This window comes from Streptomyces sp. WAC07094, from assembly GCF_036320405.1.
Lineage (GTDB): Bacteria > Actinomycetota > Actinomycetes > Streptomycetales > Streptomycetaceae > Streptomyces > Streptomyces lannensis.
On the sequence record NZ_JAVMJZ010000001.1, the window covers coordinates 723,997 to 741,432 of the forward strand.

The 17,436-nt window shown below is 71.9% G+C and carries 15 protein-coding genes; 7 read left to right on the forward strand and 8 right to left on the reverse strand.

Features of this window, described 5'->3' with window-relative positions; translation table 11 throughout:
* Positions 1-136: 136 nt before the first annotated feature.
* The 3 genes from RCR19_RS03240 (at position 137) to RCR19_RS03250 (ending at position 2,790) form a co-directional block, all read left to right on the forward strand.
* Positions 137-442, forward strand: coding sequence for a YkvA family protein (locus tag RCR19_RS03240; RefSeq protein ID WP_059128195.1), 306 nt, complete (start codon positions 137-139; stop codon positions 440-442).
* Between the two features lie 61 nt (positions 443-503).
* Complete coding sequence (locus RCR19_RS03245) at positions 504-1,832, forward strand: CAP domain-containing protein (RefSeq protein WP_331263661.1); 1,329 nt, start codon at positions 504-506, stop codon at positions 1,830-1,832.
* A 187-nt stretch (positions 1,833-2,019) separates the two neighbouring features.
* Positions 2,020-2,790: an SDR family oxidoreductase gene (locus RCR19_RS03250; protein ID WP_331263662.1), complete on the forward strand. Its 771-nt coding sequence runs from the start codon at positions 2,020-2,022 to the stop codon at positions 2,788-2,790.
* Between the two features lie 306 nt (positions 2,791-3,096).
* Here RCR19_RS03250 and RCR19_RS03255 read toward each other — a convergent pair whose 3' ends face one another.
* The 3 genes from RCR19_RS03255 to RCR19_RS03265 all read right to left on the reverse strand — a co-directional run bounded on the left by RCR19_RS03255 (position 3,097) and on the right by RCR19_RS03265 (position 7,164).
* Entirely contained in the window at positions 3,097-5,454 is a 2,358-nt protein-coding gene (locus tag RCR19_RS03255) for a glycosyl hydrolase family 65 protein (protein WP_331263663.1), read from the reverse strand.
* Entirely contained in the window at positions 5,451-6,191 is a 741-nt protein-coding gene (locus tag RCR19_RS03260) for a beta-phosphoglucomutase family hydrolase (protein WP_331263664.1), read from the reverse strand. The genes RCR19_RS03255 and RCR19_RS03260 overlap by 4 nt, the downstream gene beginning before the upstream one ends.
* Positions 6,192-6,306: 115 nt before the next feature.
* Positions 6,307-7,164: an ANTAR domain-containing protein gene (locus RCR19_RS03265; protein WP_331263665.1), complete on the reverse strand. Its 858-nt coding sequence runs from the start codon at positions 7,162-7,164 to the stop codon at positions 6,307-6,309.
* A 203-nt stretch (positions 7,165-7,367) separates the two neighbouring features.
* Between RCR19_RS03265 and RCR19_RS03270 the strand changes: the two genes are divergently transcribed.
* Entirely contained in the window at positions 7,368-8,042 is a 675-nt protein-coding gene (locus RCR19_RS03270) for a nucleoside/nucleotide kinase family protein (protein WP_331263666.1), read from the forward strand.
* A 16-nt stretch (positions 8,043-8,058) separates the two neighbouring features.
* Here RCR19_RS03270 and RCR19_RS03275 read toward each other — a convergent pair whose 3' ends face one another.
* Complete coding sequence (locus RCR19_RS03275; protein ID WP_331263667.1) at positions 8,059-9,888, reverse strand: hypothetical protein; 1,830 nt, start codon at positions 9,886-9,888, stop codon at positions 8,059-8,061.
* A gap of 199 nt (positions 9,889-10,087) precedes the next feature.
* Positions 10,088-11,185: an ROK family protein gene (locus RCR19_RS03280; RefSeq protein WP_331263668.1), complete on the reverse strand. Its 1,098-nt coding sequence runs from the start codon at positions 11,183-11,185 to the stop codon at positions 10,088-10,090.
* Positions 11,186-11,521: 336 nt separating this feature from the next.
* On the opposite strand from RCR19_RS03280, the gene RCR19_RS03285 reads away from it, so the two are divergent.
* Positions 11,522-12,421, forward strand: coding sequence for a BadF/BadG/BcrA/BcrD ATPase family protein (locus RCR19_RS03285; protein ID WP_331263669.1), 900 nt, complete (start codon positions 11,522-11,524; stop codon positions 12,419-12,421).
* Between the two features lie 165 nt (positions 12,422-12,586).
* Here RCR19_RS03285 and RCR19_RS03290 read toward each other — a convergent pair whose 3' ends face one another.
* Positions 12,587-13,243, reverse strand: a complete 657-nt coding sequence (locus tag RCR19_RS03290; protein WP_331263670.1) for a peptidoglycan-binding domain-containing protein — start codon at positions 13,241-13,243, stop codon at positions 12,587-12,589.
* A 217-nt stretch (positions 13,244-13,460) separates the two neighbouring features.
* Here RCR19_RS03290 and RCR19_RS03295 point away from each other — a divergent pair, with 217 nt between their 5' ends.
* The gene (locus RCR19_RS03295) at positions 13,461-14,645 is read left to right on the forward strand and encodes a permease (RefSeq protein WP_331263671.1); all 1,185 of its coding nucleotides are present in this window, start codon (positions 13,461-13,463) and stop codon (positions 14,643-14,645) included.
* A gap of 104 nt (positions 14,646-14,749) precedes the next feature.
* Positions 14,750-15,214: an SLATT domain-containing protein gene (locus tag RCR19_RS03300; protein WP_331263672.1), complete on the forward strand. Its 465-nt coding sequence runs from the start codon at positions 14,750-14,752 to the stop codon at positions 15,212-15,214.
* Between the two features lie 33 nt (positions 15,215-15,247).
* Here RCR19_RS03300 and RCR19_RS03305 read toward each other — a convergent pair whose 3' ends face one another.
* Entirely contained in the window at positions 15,248-16,579 is a 1,332-nt protein-coding gene (locus tag RCR19_RS03305) for an enolase C-terminal domain-like protein (protein ID WP_331263673.1), read from the reverse strand.
* A 410-nt stretch (positions 16,580-16,989) separates the two neighbouring features.
* On the reverse strand, positions 16,990-17,376 hold the full coding sequence (locus tag RCR19_RS03310) for a PPOX class F420-dependent oxidoreductase (protein ID WP_331263674.1): 387 nt from the start codon (positions 17,374-17,376) through the stop codon (positions 16,990-16,992).
* Between the last annotated feature and the right edge of the window lie 60 nt (positions 17,377-17,436).

Consider the following 17,436-nt stretch of genomic DNA (forward strand, 5'->3'; position numbering starts at 1 on the left):
AAACGACAGGCCCTGGGGGTGCGGCCACTTCCTCCGCGTCCGGACGGGCCGTTCGGACGATCTCGGGCAGTGTCCGCCGCGAAGCCGGGCATCCGTAGGATCAGGACGACTCCTACGGATGCCCGGAGAACTGCACATGGACTCCTCGACCTGGACCGTGATCGCCGTCATCGCGGTCCTCGCCGCCGCCTTGCTGGGCATGGCGCTCGCCGTGCTGCTGCGGCTGGTCCGCACCCGCCGCGACCTCCGTCGCGCCGGGCTGCCGACCGGCCCCCGATGGGTCTTCTGGGGCGCGGTCCTGTATCTCGTGCTGCCGACCGATCTGCTGCCCGACCCCGTCTATCTGGACGACATCGGCGTGCTGCTGCTGGCCCTCAGGTCGATGCGCTCGGCCCTCCCCGTACGGGAACCCGGGCGCGGCGACGGCGCGTTGTCCGACTGACGGGTGCCGGTCCGCGCGGCCGCACCCGGCATGGCGGCGGTACGGACGAGCGGACGGCACCATGAACGAACTGGTTCCCGGCGGCAATCTGCCCCTGCCCGAGGGCTCTGTGACGATCGGCGTGCCGGGCCCGTTCGACGTCTCGGCGATCGTCACCGATACCGGCGGAAAGGTGCGCGGCGACGCCGATTTCGTCTTCTACAACCAGCCGTCCGCGCCTGGCGTCCGGCTGGCCGGCGGGGAACTCACCGTGCATCCGGGCGCCTTGCGGGCCGGAGCCGAGCGCGTCACCGTGATCGTCAGCCCGGCCGACCCGTCCGTGCACCTCGGGTCCCTGCCCGCCCCGACACTGCACGTCAGCGGCGCCGCCGGCCGCGAGGTCGCCCGTTTCACCCCGCAGCGCACGCAGCGGGAGACCGTTCTGCTGCTCGCCGAGCTCTACCGGCGGGGCACGGTCTGGAAGCTCCGTGCGCTGGGGCAGGGGTATGCGGACGGACTGGCGGGTGTGGCCCGGGACTTCGGGGTGGACGTGGTGGAGGACCCGCCCACGGCTGCACCGCGCACCTCGGCGCCGGTGCCCGCACTCGACCGCCGCCCCGGCCCGGGCGCACCTGGGCCCGACGGCTACCTGGTCCTCGTCAATGCGGCGCGCATCAGGGCCGGTTCGCCTCCGGTCACGCTCGATGCGCGGCTCACCGCGGCGGCGCGGGCGCACACCGCCGACATGGCCGCCCGCGGCGCACTCGCCGCCGAGAGCGCGGACGGCACCTCCCTGCACCAGCGGATCACCGCGAGCGGCTACGCCTGTCTGACGGTCGGCGAGCATCTCGTGTCCGGACCCCGCAGCCCGGCCGAGTTCGTGGAGTACTGCCTCGGCGACGAGCGGTCGCGCCGAACCCTGTGCGCACCAGGGTTCACCGACGCCGGTGTGGCCTGGGTCGCCGGACGGCGCTCGAACGACATGTACTGGACGGCGCTGTGGGCCAGCCCCCTCACAGCCGCCGGACTGGCCCGTACGGCCGACGAGGTGCTCGCACTGACCAATGCCGAGCGGGCCGCCGCGGGACTGCCCCCACTGGCCGCCGATCGCCGGCTCACGGCCGCGGCCCAGGCGCACAGCGCCGACATGGTGGCCCGCGACTTCTACGCGCACACCTCGCCCGAGGGCCGCGAGCCCTGGGACCGGGCCGCCGCGGCGGGCTCCCGGCACCGCGCGGTGGGCGAGAACATCGCCTGCGGACAGCGTTCCCCCACCGAGGTCGTCATCGGATGGATGAACAGCCCGGGGCACCGCGCGAACATCCTCGAGCCGGCCTTCACCCACCTGGGCGTCGGTTTTGCGGGCGGCGGCCGGGCGGGGACGTACTGGACGCAGCTCTTCGGCGGCTGACGTCGTCGTCCACTCCTTCGCCAGGACCACGTACGCCGTGCCGCCGCATCCCGCGGTCCCACACGTTGTCTGCCCCGAGGGACGGGAACACGCCCCCGCCCGTGCGTTCCCCGTCCCCGCGGGTCTTCAAGTCCTCGGCCGGCACCGCTACATGCTGAGGTAACCGAGCGGATTGTGAGGCGGTACGGTGTCGGACTTCTCCAGCAGGACGGGCGCGGCGCTCGTGGCGGGCGGAACGGGAGGCATCGGTGCGGTACTGGTCGGTCTCCTGGCCGAGCGGGGCAGCGAGGTGGCGTTCACCTGTCGCACCCACGACGAGCGGGCGGCGGTTCTCGTCGACGAGGTCGAGAAGCGCGGGCGGCGCTGCCTGGCCGTCCGAGTGGACCTGACCGAGGAAACGCCAACGGCACGGGCGGTGAACGAGGTCGCGGACGCTTTCGGCGGCATCCACACGCTGGTGTACGCGGCGGGCCCGCATGTGCCGATGGTCCATCTGAGCCGGGTCACGCCTGCCCGGTACCGGGCACAACTGGAAGCGGACGCCATGGCGTTCTTCCATCTGGTCCATCCCGCGCTGCCGAGGCTGCGGGAGAGCAGGGGCAGCATCGTCGCGGTCACCACGGTGGCCACCCGCCGGTTCCCGGTGCGCGACGGTCTCTCGTCCGGTACGAAAGGCGCGGTCGAGGCCGTCGCACGGGCACTGGCCGCCGAGGAGGGCCGGTACGGCGTGCGCGTCAACTGTGTGGCGCCCGGCATGCTGACGGACGGGAACGCGGCGCGGCTGATCGCGGACGGCGAACTCGACGAGGCAGCGCTCGACATCGCCCGGCGCAACATTCCGATGCACCGCTTCGGCTCCGCCCTCGATGTCGCGGAAGCCGTCGCGTTCCTCGCCTCGGACCGGGCCGGGTTCATCACCGGGCAGGCGCTGGGGGTCGACGGCGGGTACAGCGTCTGATCCGGTGCGGCGGCGTGCACCGGCCGGGCCGCGGGTCGGGAGCCCCGGTTCAGGCCGACGGCAGCGGCGGCAGCATTCGCGACCGCCGTACCGGCGAACAACGCGACCGCGACGGCGCAGCAACGCGCCTGAAGCCGGCCGAACAACGCCGACTGCCCGACGAACACCCCGGTCCGATGTCTGATCCTGTGCATGCACCTGGAGCCGTGGGCCCGGCGCCGGCGGTTGCCCGATGCGGCCTCCTGCGTCACGAGCGGCCGCTCACCCTGCTGTCGTCCCGGCCCGGTGGGCGGCCCCTCCACGCCCTCAGTTCTGTGCGGCGGTCGCCCCGTTGGGCCGCCGGTGCAGCGGCTGTTCCGGTGCGGGGCGAGGGGTGAGGCGAGGGACGTCGCGGGTGTGCGGCTTGTCCGCGTCCACCGTGAGCGGTTGGCCGTGGTGGTGGATCTCCAGCGGCTCCCCCTCGACCAGGGTGTACGTGGCCTCCCTGCTGCGGATGTCCACCCGCACCCGGCGCCCCCGCAGCTCCAGTGTGAAGGCGAGACGACCGAACCGCTCCGGCAGACGTGGCGCGAACTCGATCCTCTCTCCGTGGTGGCGCATGCCTCCGAAGCCCGCGACGAGCGCCATCCAGGTGCCGGCCAGGGACGCGATGTGCAGACCGTCCCGGGTGTTGTGCTCCAGGTCCTGCAGATCCATCAGTGCGGCTTCGTGCAGATAGTCGTAGGCCAGGGACAGATGACCCGCCTCGGCCGCGACGACCGCCTGGCAGCAGGCGGACAGAGACGAGTCCCGCACGGTGAGGGGCTCGTAGTAGGCGAAGTTGCGCGCCTTGTGCTCGGCGTCGAAATACGGGCTGCAGGTGTACATCGCCAGCACCAGGTCGGCCTGCTTGACCACCTGCTTGCGGTACAGGTCGAAGTACGGGAAGTTCAGCAGAAGCGGGTACTGGTCGGGGCGGGTCGCGGCGAAGTCCCACCGCTGGTATCGGGTGAATCCGGCGTGCTGTTCGTGCACGCCCAGTTCGTGGTTGTACGGCACGTGCATCGCCTCGGCCGCGTCGCGCCAGGCCGCGCTCTCCTCCTCGTCGACGGCCAGTTCCTCGGCCCGGCGGGGGTGGCGCTCCACGGCGTCGGCCGCCGCCAGCAGGTTCGCTCGAGCCATCAGGTTCGTGTACGTGTTGTCGTCGGCGACCGCGCTGTACTCGTCCGGGCCGGTCACGCCGTCGATGTGGAACGTGCCGTGATGGTCGTGGTGTCCGAGGGAGCGCCACAACCGGGCTGTCTCCACGAGCAGTTCGACCCCGGTGTCGCGCGCGAACCGTTCGTCGCCGGTGGCTGCGACATAGCGGACGACGGCATCCGCTATGTCGGCGTTCACATGGAACGCGGCCGTGCCGGCCGGCCAGTACGCCGAACCCTCCGAGCCCGCGATGGTCCGCCAGGGGAACGCCGCACCGCGCAGCCCCAGTTGCACGGCGCGCTCCCGGGCGGCAGGCAGTGTGTTCTGCCGCCATCGCAGGGCCTCGGCGACCGCGTCGGGCGAGGTGTACGTGAGCAACGGCAGCACGAACATCTCGGTGTCCCAGAACGCGTGGCCGTCGTAGCCGGAGCCGGTCAGCCCCTTGGCGGGTATCGCGCGCTGTTCGGCCCGGGCCCCGGCCTGCAGGACGTGGAACAGGCCGAAGCGGACCGCCTGCTGGATCTGCTCGTCACCGTCGACCTCGACGTCCGAGCGCGCCCAGAAGTCGTCGAGGTAGAGGCGTTGTTCGTCGAGCAGACCGGACCAGCCGACGCTCATGGCGGCGGCCAGCGCCGCGTCCACCTGATCGCTGATCGCGGGCAGCGAGCGCGTACCGGACCAGCCGTACGAGACGAACTTCTCCAGGCACAGCCGCTCGCCCTCCCGCAGCGGGGAGGCGACGGTGAGTCGGGCCAGGTCACCGGTCGCCTCGCTCTGGGTCGTGGTCGGCTCGGGACCTCTGACGACATGGTCGGCCGCGGCACCGATCCTGAGGCCGCTCCTGCGCGTACGGTGCACCAGCCGCAGCCTGCCGTCCTCGGCGAAGTGCTCCTCCGTCTCCAGCGGGGAGTCCAGGACCACGGCGGCGCGCGGATCGCCTTCACGCACGGGCAGTTGCTCATTGGCGACGAGTTCGGACTGCACGACGATCCGGGCCGGACCGCCGACGGCCTCCACCTCGTAGGCGACCGCGGCGATCGCGCGCTGAGTGAAGGAGACGAGCCGGGTGGAGCGCACCCGGACCGTCGTGCCGGCCGGTGAGGTCCACTCGCAGGTACGGGTGAGCGTCCCGGCCCGCAGATCGAGCACTCGCTCGTGGGAGCGCAGCAGCCCGTAGCGCAGGTCGAAGGGCTCGTCGTCCACCAGCAGACGGATGATCTTGCCGTTGGTGACGTTGATGACCGTCTGCCCGGACTCGGGATAGCCGTATCCCGCCTCCGCGTACGGCAGCGGATGCAGTTCGTGGACGCCGTTGAGGTAGGAGCCGGGCAGCCCGTGCGGCTCGCCCTCGTCGAGGTTGCCGCGCCAGCCCACATGCCCGTTGGACAGTGCGAACACGGACTCGCTCTGTGGCAGGACCTCCAGATGGAGTCCCCGTTCGCGCAGTGTCCAGGGGTCGACGGTGTAGGACGCGTGCGTGATCACGAGCGCTCCCCCAGTTCCGCGAGGTCCGTGACGACGACGTCGGCGCCATGGGCGCGCAGCGCTTCCGCCTGGCCGACCCGGTCCACTCCGACGACGTACCCGAAGCGGCCCGAGCGCCCGGCGTCCATGCCCGCGAGCGCGTCCTCGAAGACGGCGGCGGCCTTGGCCTCGACGCCGAGATCCCGGGCGGCGGCGAGGAAGGTGTCCGGATGCGGTTTGCCCGGCAGCTGCCGCTCGGCGGCGACGACTCCGTCGATGCGCACGTCGAAGAGCTGCTCGGCGCCGATCGACCGCAGAATGTCCCGGCAGTTGGTGCTGGAGGAGACCACGGCCGTGCGCAGACCGGCGGCGCGCACCGCTTCGACGTACCTGATCGTGCCGTCGTAGGCGTCGACGCCGCGTGTCCGGATCAGCTCGAGGACCAACTCGTTCTTGCGGTTGCCGAGACCCTGGACGGTCTCCCTCTCGGGCGGGTCACCGGAGTCGCCCTCGGGCAGGTGGATGTCCCGGGATTCCAGGAAGGTGCGCACCCCGTCGGCGCGGGGGCGCCCGTCGACGTACTCGTCGTAGTCGGCGACCTCGTCGAAGGGCCGGAAGGAGTCCCCGTCCCGCCGGTTCAGAAAGTCGTCGAACGTCTGCTTCCACGCGGCCGCGTGGACGACGGCGGTCTTGGTGATGACCCCGTCGAGATCGAAGAGGCAGGCCTGGATGCCGTCCGGAAGACCGAGCTCTGTCATAAGGGCCAGCTTCCCCGAAGAAGGCCGGACAGTGGGTGGCGAGCGCCACATTTCGACGCTCGCGCACCACGGACGGGCCACGGCGGTGGCTGGAACACCTCGCCGCCGGGGCGTCTCACGAACGTCTGACCCGTTTGCCGCCCAGGACGCGGCCCAGCTCGTGCAGGTGCTCCAGGGCGTCCATGACCACCGTGCGGTCGTACCAGACCAGCCACTCCCCTGCCTCGCGGCCCACCAGGTCGAGAATCCGGGACTGGGCCGCCGTCAGCTCCGGGACACGGTGCTCGAGATGGGCCGATGCCATCCCCACGCACGCCCCGGACACCGTCGTCAACGGCACGCTGTGGCAGGCGCGGCTGACGGCCCGCAGGATCGCCTCGCGCGCGGGTTCGGTGAACACCGGGTCCGTCTCGACGTCCTCGACGGTGATCTGTGCGACTTTGCGGGCGGCCATGGCGCAGGACGTCCCCTCCTCACCGACATGGCCGAAGAAGTCGACGAAGTCGGCGGAGAGTCCGGTGTGCTTCTCCATCCGCAGACCGCCTCCCGTGCGGTCGACCGTCTGGACGTTGCCCATGCCCGCGTCCGTCACGGCGAGGGTCTGGCTGAGCACGGCACTCAGCATCGCGCCCCGGTTCCCGCCCCTGGCCCGGTGGGCGGTGTCGAAGGTGAGCCGGGGCTCGGGCCGCCGGACCCTCCGGGGAAACCACAGCGCCTGCCGCGGGTCCGGGCGCGGGGCGAGCACCAAGGCTTCCGCAAGGACCCGCAGCTTGACGTTGTACTGCTGGGAGGCGCGCTGGAGCAGGGCGAATCCGCTTTCCGCGTCGGGCAGCACATAGCGTTCGCGCAGCAGCCCCTGGGCCTCGGAGATCAGCGGGTGGGCCCGCAACCGGGCCCGCAGATGCCGGACCTCGGCCCGCAGACGTTCCAGCTCCGTGTCCTCGTCGTCCTGATGTGATCGCAAGTCGCTCATCCGACGCCCCGGTCTCCTTCTCATGTCCTCTCGAGCCGCCGAGCCCACTCGGGCAGGACATACGGAGCGCGCCTTCCCCGTACGCCCACTCGTACGCCGGCGAATCCCGGACCGCGTGGCCGGGACATGCCGTTCTCGCCATCCGCCGCCGCCTCTGGTCCAATGACGAGGACCAACTCCCCGGCAGCGAGCGGCACACCCAGATGAACTTCGACGACCTGCTGAAGCGGGCCGCGTCCCTGGTGGGACCCGGCCCTCGTGCGATCCTCGGCATCACCGGCAGCCCGGGGGCGGGCAAGAGCACGCTCGCCCGGCGGGTGGTGCGGGAGCTGAACGGCGACGGGCCGCCGTGGGTGGCGTACGTGCCCATGGACGGCTTCCACCTGGCCGACGTGGAACTCGACCGCCTGGGCCGTCGCGACCGCAAGGGCGCGCCCGACACCTTCGACGCCGCCGGGTACGCGGCGCTGCTCGATCGGCTGCGGACCGGGGACGAGGAGACCGTGTACGCACCGGGTTTCGAGCGCGTGCTGGAACAGCCGATCGCAGGCGCGGTCCCGGTGCTCCCGGCGGTCCGGCTGGTCGTCACGGAGGGCAACTACCTGCTGCTGGACAGCGGTGCCTGGGGCCGGGTCCGCCCACGGCTGGACGAGGTGTGGTTCTGCGAGATCGACGAGGAGGAGCGCATCCGGCGGTTGGTGGCCCGCCACGAGGAGTTCGGCAAGGACCACGGAGCGGCGGTGGCGTGGGTGCTGGGCACCGACCAGCGCAACGCGGTCCTGGTGGCGACGACCAGGGACCGTGCGGACCTCATCGTTCCGGGCACGGCGCTGCCCGCGCCCGGCGCTCCGAGCGGTGGCCCCCAACCGCTCCGTTGATCCTCCGGACGGGCTCTCACCCGTGCAGCGTCAGTTCCGGAACCCCGTGGGCATCGCCGTCGATCCCGCCGATCAGCGCGGTGAACGCCTCGGTCCGTACGGTCAGACCCTGTGCGCCCGACTCGAAGGCGGGCGTGAACGGGCCTTGCGTGCCGTACCGCACGGCGAAGACGTGCAGGTCCTGCGGTGCACCGGCCGCGGGGCCGGCCTCGAGCGCCGAGGAGGACACCAGATGGCGCCAGCCCTCGTCGGGGTCGCCGTAGCCCCGCGGGTCGGCGGCCAGCGCGAAGGCCGCCTGCTCCTGAGTGGTCTCCGTGCGGGCGTCGAAGTGGTCCGGTGCCTGTCCCCGCGGGTGGGTCAGGCGCAGGTCGCCCGCGGAGGCCACCTCCGCCTCGGCCGTCCTGCGCACCCGGTCGCCGTCGTCGGTCGCGTACGGCAGCCCCGCGAGCAGGTAGGGCTCCGCGCCGAGCCGTTCGACGGCGACCGTGACCCACAGGGTCGTGCCGTCGGTGACGTACAGGGACCGCACATGGCGCAGGACATGCTCGCGGTCGACGACCGGCTTCGTGACCAGTTTGGCCGCCAGGCCCGCGGTACGGACGTCCCGCACCCGGACCTCGCCCATCGGCCGGCACAGCAGGAATCCGTCGACGACCGGTCCGAAGCCGTGCTGCCGGTCCACCGCGCCCGCCAGGCAGTATGTGCCCGCCGCCTCGATCAGCGCCGGGGTCATACGGTCGTCGAAGGCGACCGACACGGAGCCGGCGCGCAACTGGTGGCGGGCGACTGTGCTGGAGGGTGTGCGGTGCCAGCGGGTCGGGTCCTGGATCTGCCAGACGAGCATGAAGGCGAAGTGGCCGTCCATGCCGCCGTCCGGATGGACGGCGTGCCGTCCCCATCGGGTGTCGCCCCGGTAGCGGCCCGGATCGGAGGCGATGCGCCGGCTGAAGTAGCGCAGCCCCAGCACGGATTCGAAACCGGAGTGCTGTTCGCTGTAGCGCGGGCCGCCGAGGTCGAAACCGCCGTTCGTCAGGCGTGCGTCGATGTAGCGGGCCAGCGCCTCTCCGTCCCGGGCGAAGACCTCCTCGCCGCTGATCCGGTGCGCCTGGGCGAGGAAGGAAAGGGAGATCGGGCCGTAGTTGTTGTCGTACGCGCCACCGTGCTCCGGCGGCAGCAGCGCGCCCCGGTCCCGTACCCGGCGGGCCCGGATCTCGTCCGCGTACAGGGCCAGCGCCCGTGCGCGGACCGGCTCGCCCTCGGCCGGCGGGAGGTGCCGGGCGAGCATCAGTCCGCCCACGACGCATCCGATCGCCTGGTTGCCCGCCTGCTGCGGGTTGAAGAAGGTCGCCTCGGTCAGCCAGCGCCAGTAGCCGTGTGCCACGACGAGGAGATCGTCGCGCTGCGGACCGTCCAGGAGCCCGTCCGCCGCGTCGAGGACGTTGACCGCCTGGAGCAGCGCCCACACCGTGCTCGGCCAGTCGCCGATTGGGTGGGCTCCCGCTTCGAGGACGTAACGGGCGTACGGGAGATACGAGTTCCGGACCCTCAGGTTCGGGTAGCCGGGGTTGTCCTGTGTGTAGACCCGCTCGCGCAGATGGAAGGCCAGGCTGCGGCGCACCGCTTCGGGCACCCGCGGGTCCTGTGTGCGCTGCCATGCGAGCGCGAGCAGCGCGGTGATGCCGAGCGAGGTGTCGCCGATGTCGAGCACGGCACCGGGGTGTTCGAGGTTTCCCTCCGGTGTGATGCGTTCCAGAGCCTCCTCGGTGACCTCGGCGAGGACGGTGTCGTACGCCACCGGGGTGTCCGCCAGGTCGTGCAACGGACCGCGCTGGTAAGGGAGATGCACGTCGGTGAACCCTTCATCCCGGAGGTCGCAAGGCCTTCCACCAGCTTCGGCCGGAGGGCCGGGGAGCAGATGAGCGTCGGGAGGAGGGCGAGCGTCGGCACGGCGAACATCGCGCCCCGGGAGCTTCCCTTCCGCCGCTCATGTCGGCCCGTGCGGCGGCCCGCTTGATCGGGCGCCGACGGGACGGGCCGTCGGCGCTTCACCGCGGCACGGGAGGTTGCGGTGCGAGTGCGCCGGTGACGGCGTGGATGCCGCGGGCCACGGCGAGGCGGGCGGCCCCGGCTACCGTGCCGCTCTCTCCGACCGCGCAGCCGGCCACCTCGGTGGGCAGTCCCAGGCGGTCGAGTTCGGCCCGCACGCCGGGCAGCAACTGCGGGTTGGCGCCGATACCGCCACCGAGGACGATCAGACCGGGGTCCAGTACGGCCGTGACCGCGGCGGCGAGTCGGCCCACCTCGCGGGCGTGCTCCTCGACGAAGGAACGGGCCTTGGCGTGTCCCCCGGAAGCAAGCGCGAAGAGTTCCACGGCGTCGTGCGGCGCCGGGCCGTCGGCGGCGGTCCAGGCGGTGGTGACGCGCCGGACGAGGGAGCCGGCTCCGGCGTACTCCTCCAGGCCCTCCGGGACCGGCTCGTGTCCCGGGCCCCACGGATAGGGAAGACGGGCGATCTCCCCGGCCGCGCCGGAGGCCCCGCGCAGCACCCGGCCCCCGGCCACGATGCCGAGCCCGATGCCGTGGCCGACCTGGAGATAGCAGAAGATGTCGCGGCCCCGGGCCGCACCCTCGTGGAGTTCGGCGAGGGCGGCGCAGTTGACGTTGTTCTCGATCCGGACGGGGAGATCGGCCGGCAGGCCGAGCGTGTCCACGGCGGTGGCGACGGCCGGGGTCGCGGGGCGTGCACCCGAGCCGCCGGCATCCCCGGCGATGTCCGGGACGGCCACCACCGCGGCCCGCAGCGGCCCCGTCGACAGTTCGCCGAGGACTGCGCGCACGGTGTCCGCGGGCCGCGGGTCACCGTAGGTGGTACGGGCGGCGAGAACGGTGCCGTCGAGTGCGCAACCGCGGACGGCGGTGTGGGTGGAACCGAGATCGACGGCGAGAACGGTGCCCGCGGCCGGGCCGAGGCGGTAGACGGCGGCCGAGCGGCCGGTCGCACCGTGCGCGGTGCCGGACCGTGCGGCGAGACGGGTGCCCTCGAGTTCCGCGACCGCGGAGGACACCGTCGGCTTGGACAGGCCGGCCAGGTGGGCCAGTTGGGGACGGGTCGCACTTCCTGCCCCGGCCAGCACGGCGAACACCGCGCCCGCTGTACTCGGACGAGGACCTGCCGCAACGTCGTGCTCCACGATTCCCTCGCAGGTCGCGGCCGCGCTCCCGGGGACGCTGGTCCGCGGAAGGACGGCGACGGATCTCGGGTCCGGTGCGTCCGGACCGCGGCCGCTCCGGTGTCGGGAGTACGCGGCCCGTCTTGACGCACCCTAGTTGGTTAGTTAATTTCCTAACGAAATCAGGGTACTCATCTGCCGTGTTCCGCCGGAAGCCCGTACCGGTGCACTCGATGTCCCCGACTCCCGTTCGCCCGGGCACGGTTCACCCACCGCCCGTACCACGGCGCGACGATGGAAAGAGGATCCGTGCAGGACTCCACACCCCTTGTGGTCGGCATCGACGTGGGCGGCACCAAGACGCATCTGCGCGCCCTGACGGGGAGTGGAACGGTCGCCGATCACGTCCGCCCGAGCAGTGGCTGGCGGCCGCACGAGCCGGCGGCGGCAGCCGACTGGCTGACCGCGCTGATCAATGAGGCCCTGCCGCACGGCGCCTCTCCCTCGGCGATCGCCGTCGGCGGGCACGCCTGCGAGACTCCGCGGCAGTGCGAGCACATACGCGCCGCCCTCCACCGGCGCCTGGGCGTGCCCGTGTCGGTGGTGGGCGATGCCGAACTCCTCGTGCCCGCGGCAGGTCTCGACAAGGGCGTCGGCCTTGTCGCGGGCACCGGTTCGGTGGCCGTGGGCCGGCTCTGCGACGGCACGGCCGTCCAGGTCGGGGGCTGGGGCGCGGTGCTCGGGGACGAGGGCGGTTCGGCGGGTCTGGTGCGGGAGGCCGCACGGGCCGTCTGGGCGGCGCACGACCGCGGTGAGGCACCGGACGAGCTGGCGCTGCGGCTGATCGGCGAGTTCGCGGTGAGCGAGGTACCCGCGCTCGGCGCGGCGTTGGAGGGTGCGGCGGACGTCTCCGCGGAGTGGGGTCGGCATGCGCCCGCCGTGTTCGCGGCCGCCGAGGCCGGTTCGCACCTCGCCCGCGAGGTGATCGCCGAGGGCGGCAGATCGCTCGCCGCGCTCGTCGTGCGGCTCGCCGAACGCGGGGTGCCGGTCGACGACGTCGTGGTCGCGGGCAGCACCGTACTGGCCCAGCCCGTCCTGTACGGCGCCCTCACCGCCTCGCTCCGGACCCTGCTTCCCGGGGCCCGGCCAAGGCCCCTGGACGCCGCTCCCGTCGAGGGCGCGGTGGCACTGGCCCGTTCGCTCCTGTGACCGGGACGCCGCCGCGCGCCTCACGTCGAGGCCGCAGCCCTCATCCCGGGAGGACAGGCGTGTCGCGCCGGGGGAAACGCGACACGCCGTCCCCCGGAGGGCACGGAGCCGTACGGCTCAGGGTGAGCGGCCGCCGTACGCGCACCGTGCCCACTGCCGCACCCGCTACAGCGTGGTGCGGGACTCGAGGTCGCGCCGGGTGTCGTTGCCGTACACCCCCGTCTCGTCGCCGCGAATGCCGTACCAGAGCTGGAAACGGGCGACGGCAGCGGTGAGCGTGGCGTCGTAGCGGCCGTCGATCGTGCCGTGGGCGTAGACGTCGGGGATCCGTGACAGGCGCTTCTGCAGTTCGGTCACCTCCGGTCCGCTGTCGCCCTCGCGCAGCGTGCCGGGTCCGTCGGGGTCGGTGCCCTGCTGCCGGTTCGAGGCGGTGGCGGGCACACTCGGCGGCACCGCCGCCTGGTGCCGCGCCGCACCTTCGTCCTGCGGGCCCGGGAGGAGCAGCGCGGCCCCGAAGCCGATGATGGCGGCCGCGGTCACACCGGCCACGACCGCCGCGCGGCGCAGGGTGAGTCCGTCGTCGGACGGAACCCGACCGGCGACGGGCGGCACGGGCGGCAGCTCCTGCGTGGCGTCCTCGGTGATGGGTGGTGCGACATGGACGACGACGGTTTCGTGGACCGGTTCCTGAGCGCGGGACTCGCGTTCCCGTAACTCCCGCACCAGTTCGGCGAGCGCTTCGGTGCGACGGCGGCGCACGACGTGGGTGGGTTCGAGCACCGGGCGCTTCGGCGGCTGCCCCGGCTCGGTCGGTGTCGCCACACTGCTCTCCTTCCGTGCGCTGTCTCCCGCCGTCCCCGAAGAGTGATACGTGTCCGCCCGCCGCACGGTTCACCGGGAACGCCCGGTCGCGGTGGGGGTCGGTCGCGGGGTTCCGGTTCCTCGCCCGCCATCGATACCCCCCAGGGGTAAAGTTCGACGCGATGTGACGGTGTGAGGCGGACGCGGAACCGGACGGTCGGCGAGAAGGGCATCCCTCATGTGGCATGCGATCGGGCACGCGTTGTCCATCACCGGCTCGATGACCTGGGAGATCACCTGGGCGCTGATCCTCGGATTCACCCTGTCCGCCGTGGTGCAGGCGGTGGTGCGCCGGTCGACGATCGTCCGGCTGCTGGGAGACGACCGGCCGCGGACGCTCGCCCTGGCCTCGGGCCTCGGTGTGGCCTCCTCCTCCTGCTCGTACGCGGCGGTGGCCCTCGCGCGCTCGCTGTTCCGCAAAGGGGCGAACTTCACGGCGGCGATGGCGTTCGAGATCGCCTCGACCAATCTGGTGATCGAACTCGGCGTGATCCTCGCCCTGCTGATGGGATGGCAGTTCACCCTCGCGGAGTTCGTCGGCGGGCCTTTGATGATCGTGATCCTCGCCGTCCTGTTCCGCGTTCTGCTGCGCGAGCGGCTGCTGCGCGAGGCCCGCGAGCAGGCCGAGCGGGGGCGGGCGGGGTCGATGGAGGGGCACGCGGCGATGGACATGTCGGTGCGGGGCGAGGGCGGCTTCCTACGGCGGCTGCTGACCGGCAAGGGCTTCACGTCGGTGGCGCACATCTTCGTCATGGAGTGGGCCGCGATCATGCGGGACCTGGTGGTCGGCCTGCTGATCGCGGGCGCGATCGCCGCCTGGGTGCCGGACGGCTTCTGGCGCACGTTCTTCCTGTCCGACCACCCGCTCGCGGCCAGGCTGGTCGGGCCGCTCGTCGGGCCGCTGGTGGCGATCGCCGCCTTCGTCTGCTCCATCGGGAACGTGCCGCTGGCGGTGGTGCTGTGGAAGGGCGGCATCAGCTTCGGCGGCGTGATCGCCTTCGTCTACGCGGATCTGCTGATCCTGCCGATCCTCAACATCTACCGGAAGTACTACGGCATGCGCATGGCCGGGTTCCTCCTGGCCACCTTCTATGTCGCGATGACGATCGCCGGATACGTGGTGGAGTTCGCCTTCGGCGGACTCGGACTGATCCCCGACCGGTCCGACGCCAGGATCCCCCACGAGGGCCCCACCTGGAACTACACGACCTTGCTCAACATCGTGTTCCTGCTGCTGACCGCGGCGCTGATCGTACGCTTCCTGCGCACCGGGGGCCCCGCCATGCTTCGGATGATGGGCGGCACACCCGACGGCGGCGGACACCAGGGGCACGACTCGAGCCGAAGCGGCGGTCACCACTGAACGGCACGGCACCGCAGGGCCGTCGCGGGGTGATCGCGACGTGGACGCACGGAAAGATCACCTCCCGCCTTTCCCCCGCGTGACCGAACCTCGATGATGGGGCGATGAGACGACGGGCACACCCGGACGAGAACTGGGCCACACAGCCTGACCCCCTTCTGGCCCTCGCCCGGAAGGACTTGGCGTTCTACGACCGGCAGCGTGATCGCGCGAGGCGGGAGCACTACGCCACGGAGATCGGAGCCCTCGCGGCCACGTCGTCCACGGTCGTCGCGGCGGGACTGCACGCACCGGCGTGGCTGACCGCCCTCATCGCCGGCAGCGCGGTCTTCTTCACCGGTATGCGCCAGCTGTTCAACCCCGCTCCGCGCTGGGTGCTGGCGTCGCAGTCCGGTCAGACTCTGCGCAGATCCGTCGATCGTTATCTGCTGCTCCCCGAGGCGGAGCGCGATACGGCGGCTCGGGCGGCGCTGCGGACGGCGATCGAGGAGGTCGGCGAGAACGAGTTGCGCGAGTGGGCCGAGTCGCAGCGTGGTTCGGCGCCGCCCGCCCCGACCGTCGGAGCCTGATCGGCGCTTGCGCACCCGCTGTTTGACGACTCGTCAACCCCGCACCATGCACGGCCGCTTGTTGTCGAAGGTCCAGTCCTCGATCAGATACCGCATGCCCACGGCGTCGTCGCGGTCCGACAGGTCCATGCTGCGGTAGAGGTCGTGGGCGGCGAGGAGCCGCTCCCGGTCGAGCCGGACACCGAGTCCGGGGGCGTCCGGCAGGACGACCTCGCCGCCGCTGATCCGCGGTGGAGCCGTGGTGAGGCGCTCCAGTCCCTCCTGCCAGATCCAGTGGGTGTCCAGCGCGTTGTACTCGCCGGGAGCCGCGGCCCCGCAGTGGGCCATCATCGCGAGGGAGATGTCGAAGTGGTTGTTCGAGTGGCATCCCCAGGTCAGCCCCATGGTGTGGCACAGCTGGGCCACCCTCACCGACCCCTGCATCGTCCAGAAGTGCGGGTCGGCGAGCGGGATGTCGACGGACTGGAGCGCCAGCGCGTGGGCGAGCTGGCGCCAGTCCGTCGCGATCATGTTGGTGGCCGTGGGCAGCCCGGTGGCGCGGCGGAACTCCGCCAGGATCTCCCGGCCGGAGTAGCCCTCCTCCGCACCGCACGGGTCTTCGGCGTAGGCGAGGGTGCCGACCAGGGGCCGACACAGCTCGACGGCCTCACGCAGCGACCACGCCCCGTTCGGGTCGAGGGTGATCCGGGCCTGCGGGAAACGCTCCTTGAGTGCGCGCACCGCACGGACCTCCTCCTCTCCCGGCAGGACTCCGCCCTTGAGTTTGAAATCGCGGAATCCGTAGCGTTCGTAGGTGGCCTCGGCCTGCCGGACGATCGCCTCCGAAGTGAGCGCCTCCTCGTGGCGGATCCGGTACCAGTCCACGCTCGCGTCGGGTTCGCGGACGTAGTCCAGGTCGGTGCGGTCGGGATCGCCGACGTAGAAGAGATAGCCGAGGACGCGGACCGAGTCGCGCTGCTTGCCGTCGCCCAGGAGGGCGGCGACGGGCACCTCGAGATACTGCCCGAGGAGATCGAGGAGCGCCGACTCGACGGCTGTGACCGCGTGCACGGTCGTGCGCAGGTCGAAGGTCTGCTCACCGCGGCCCCCGGAGTCCCGTCCCGCGAACCTCTGCCCCATCTCGCGCAGGACGCGCTTGTAATCACCCGGACGGGCACCGACGACGAGCGGTTCGGCCTCGCGCAGGGTCCGGGTGATCTTCTCCCCGCCCGGCACCTCGCCGAGTCCCGTCCGCCCCTCGGAGTCCTCCAGGACGACGACGTTGCGGGTGAAGTAGGGACCGTGGGCTCCGGAGAGGTTGAGCGCCATGGAATCCCGGCCGGCGACCGGATACACGGAGAAGGAGGTGATGGTGGGCCGGCTCATGGACGGGACTCCTCGGACGGTGGCAGGGGGCGGCAGCGGTCCGTGCGTGTCAGGCGTCGAGGATGTCCAGGAACCAGGATCGACTCCGTGTGGCCAGAACACCGCCCGGTCCGGGGACCGCGCGGACCGGGCCGCGTCCATGAACGCCATCCCCCTATGAAGATAGCGTCTACACATGGAGATGGACCAGCGTCGCGAAGTTCAGAGGGCGGGTGCGCACCGACGGACTGTGATCCGCCGTCCGGGCGCGACATGAGTCGTCCTCCGAACGGCCGGGGGTTCCGTCGTCGGCAGGAGGCGCGCGAAACGCACGGGAGGGCGGCGCGGGCTCGGGCCGACCCGGAGCGGAGCGCCGCGCCCGGTCCCGCCGGGGTGTTGTTCATTCGCCGCCGTTCCCGGGCGGCGAGGGGTCACACCGAGAGCATGACCCGGATACCCACTGTCCCCTCCCGGCCCCGGCGCAGCCGGCTGCCGAGAAGGGTGAGACGTCCGAGGATGCCGTACTTGCGCCCGATGAGGTCCCGATAGCGAGCCGCGGTGGTCTGATCACCGATCTCGGCGGTGGCGGCGACCTGATCACCCGTCGGGTTGCCGCGCACGTCACAGGGGCCGACCAGGACTTCGGCGCGGGACCGGATCCGCTTCACCTTCCAGGAGTCCCCGGCGGTCCAGACGCCGAGCGCATCGCCGTCACGCACCACCCACACCGGGGTGGCGACCGCCGTTCCGTTTTTACGGTAGCTGGTGACCAGCAGATACTTGCCGGTTGCGAGCCGGTCCAGCGTGGCTTCGTCCATGGGGGCAGTCTAGGCGGGGAGCACTGCCGTGCGCAGGGTGCCGGTACGACCCCACGGCCG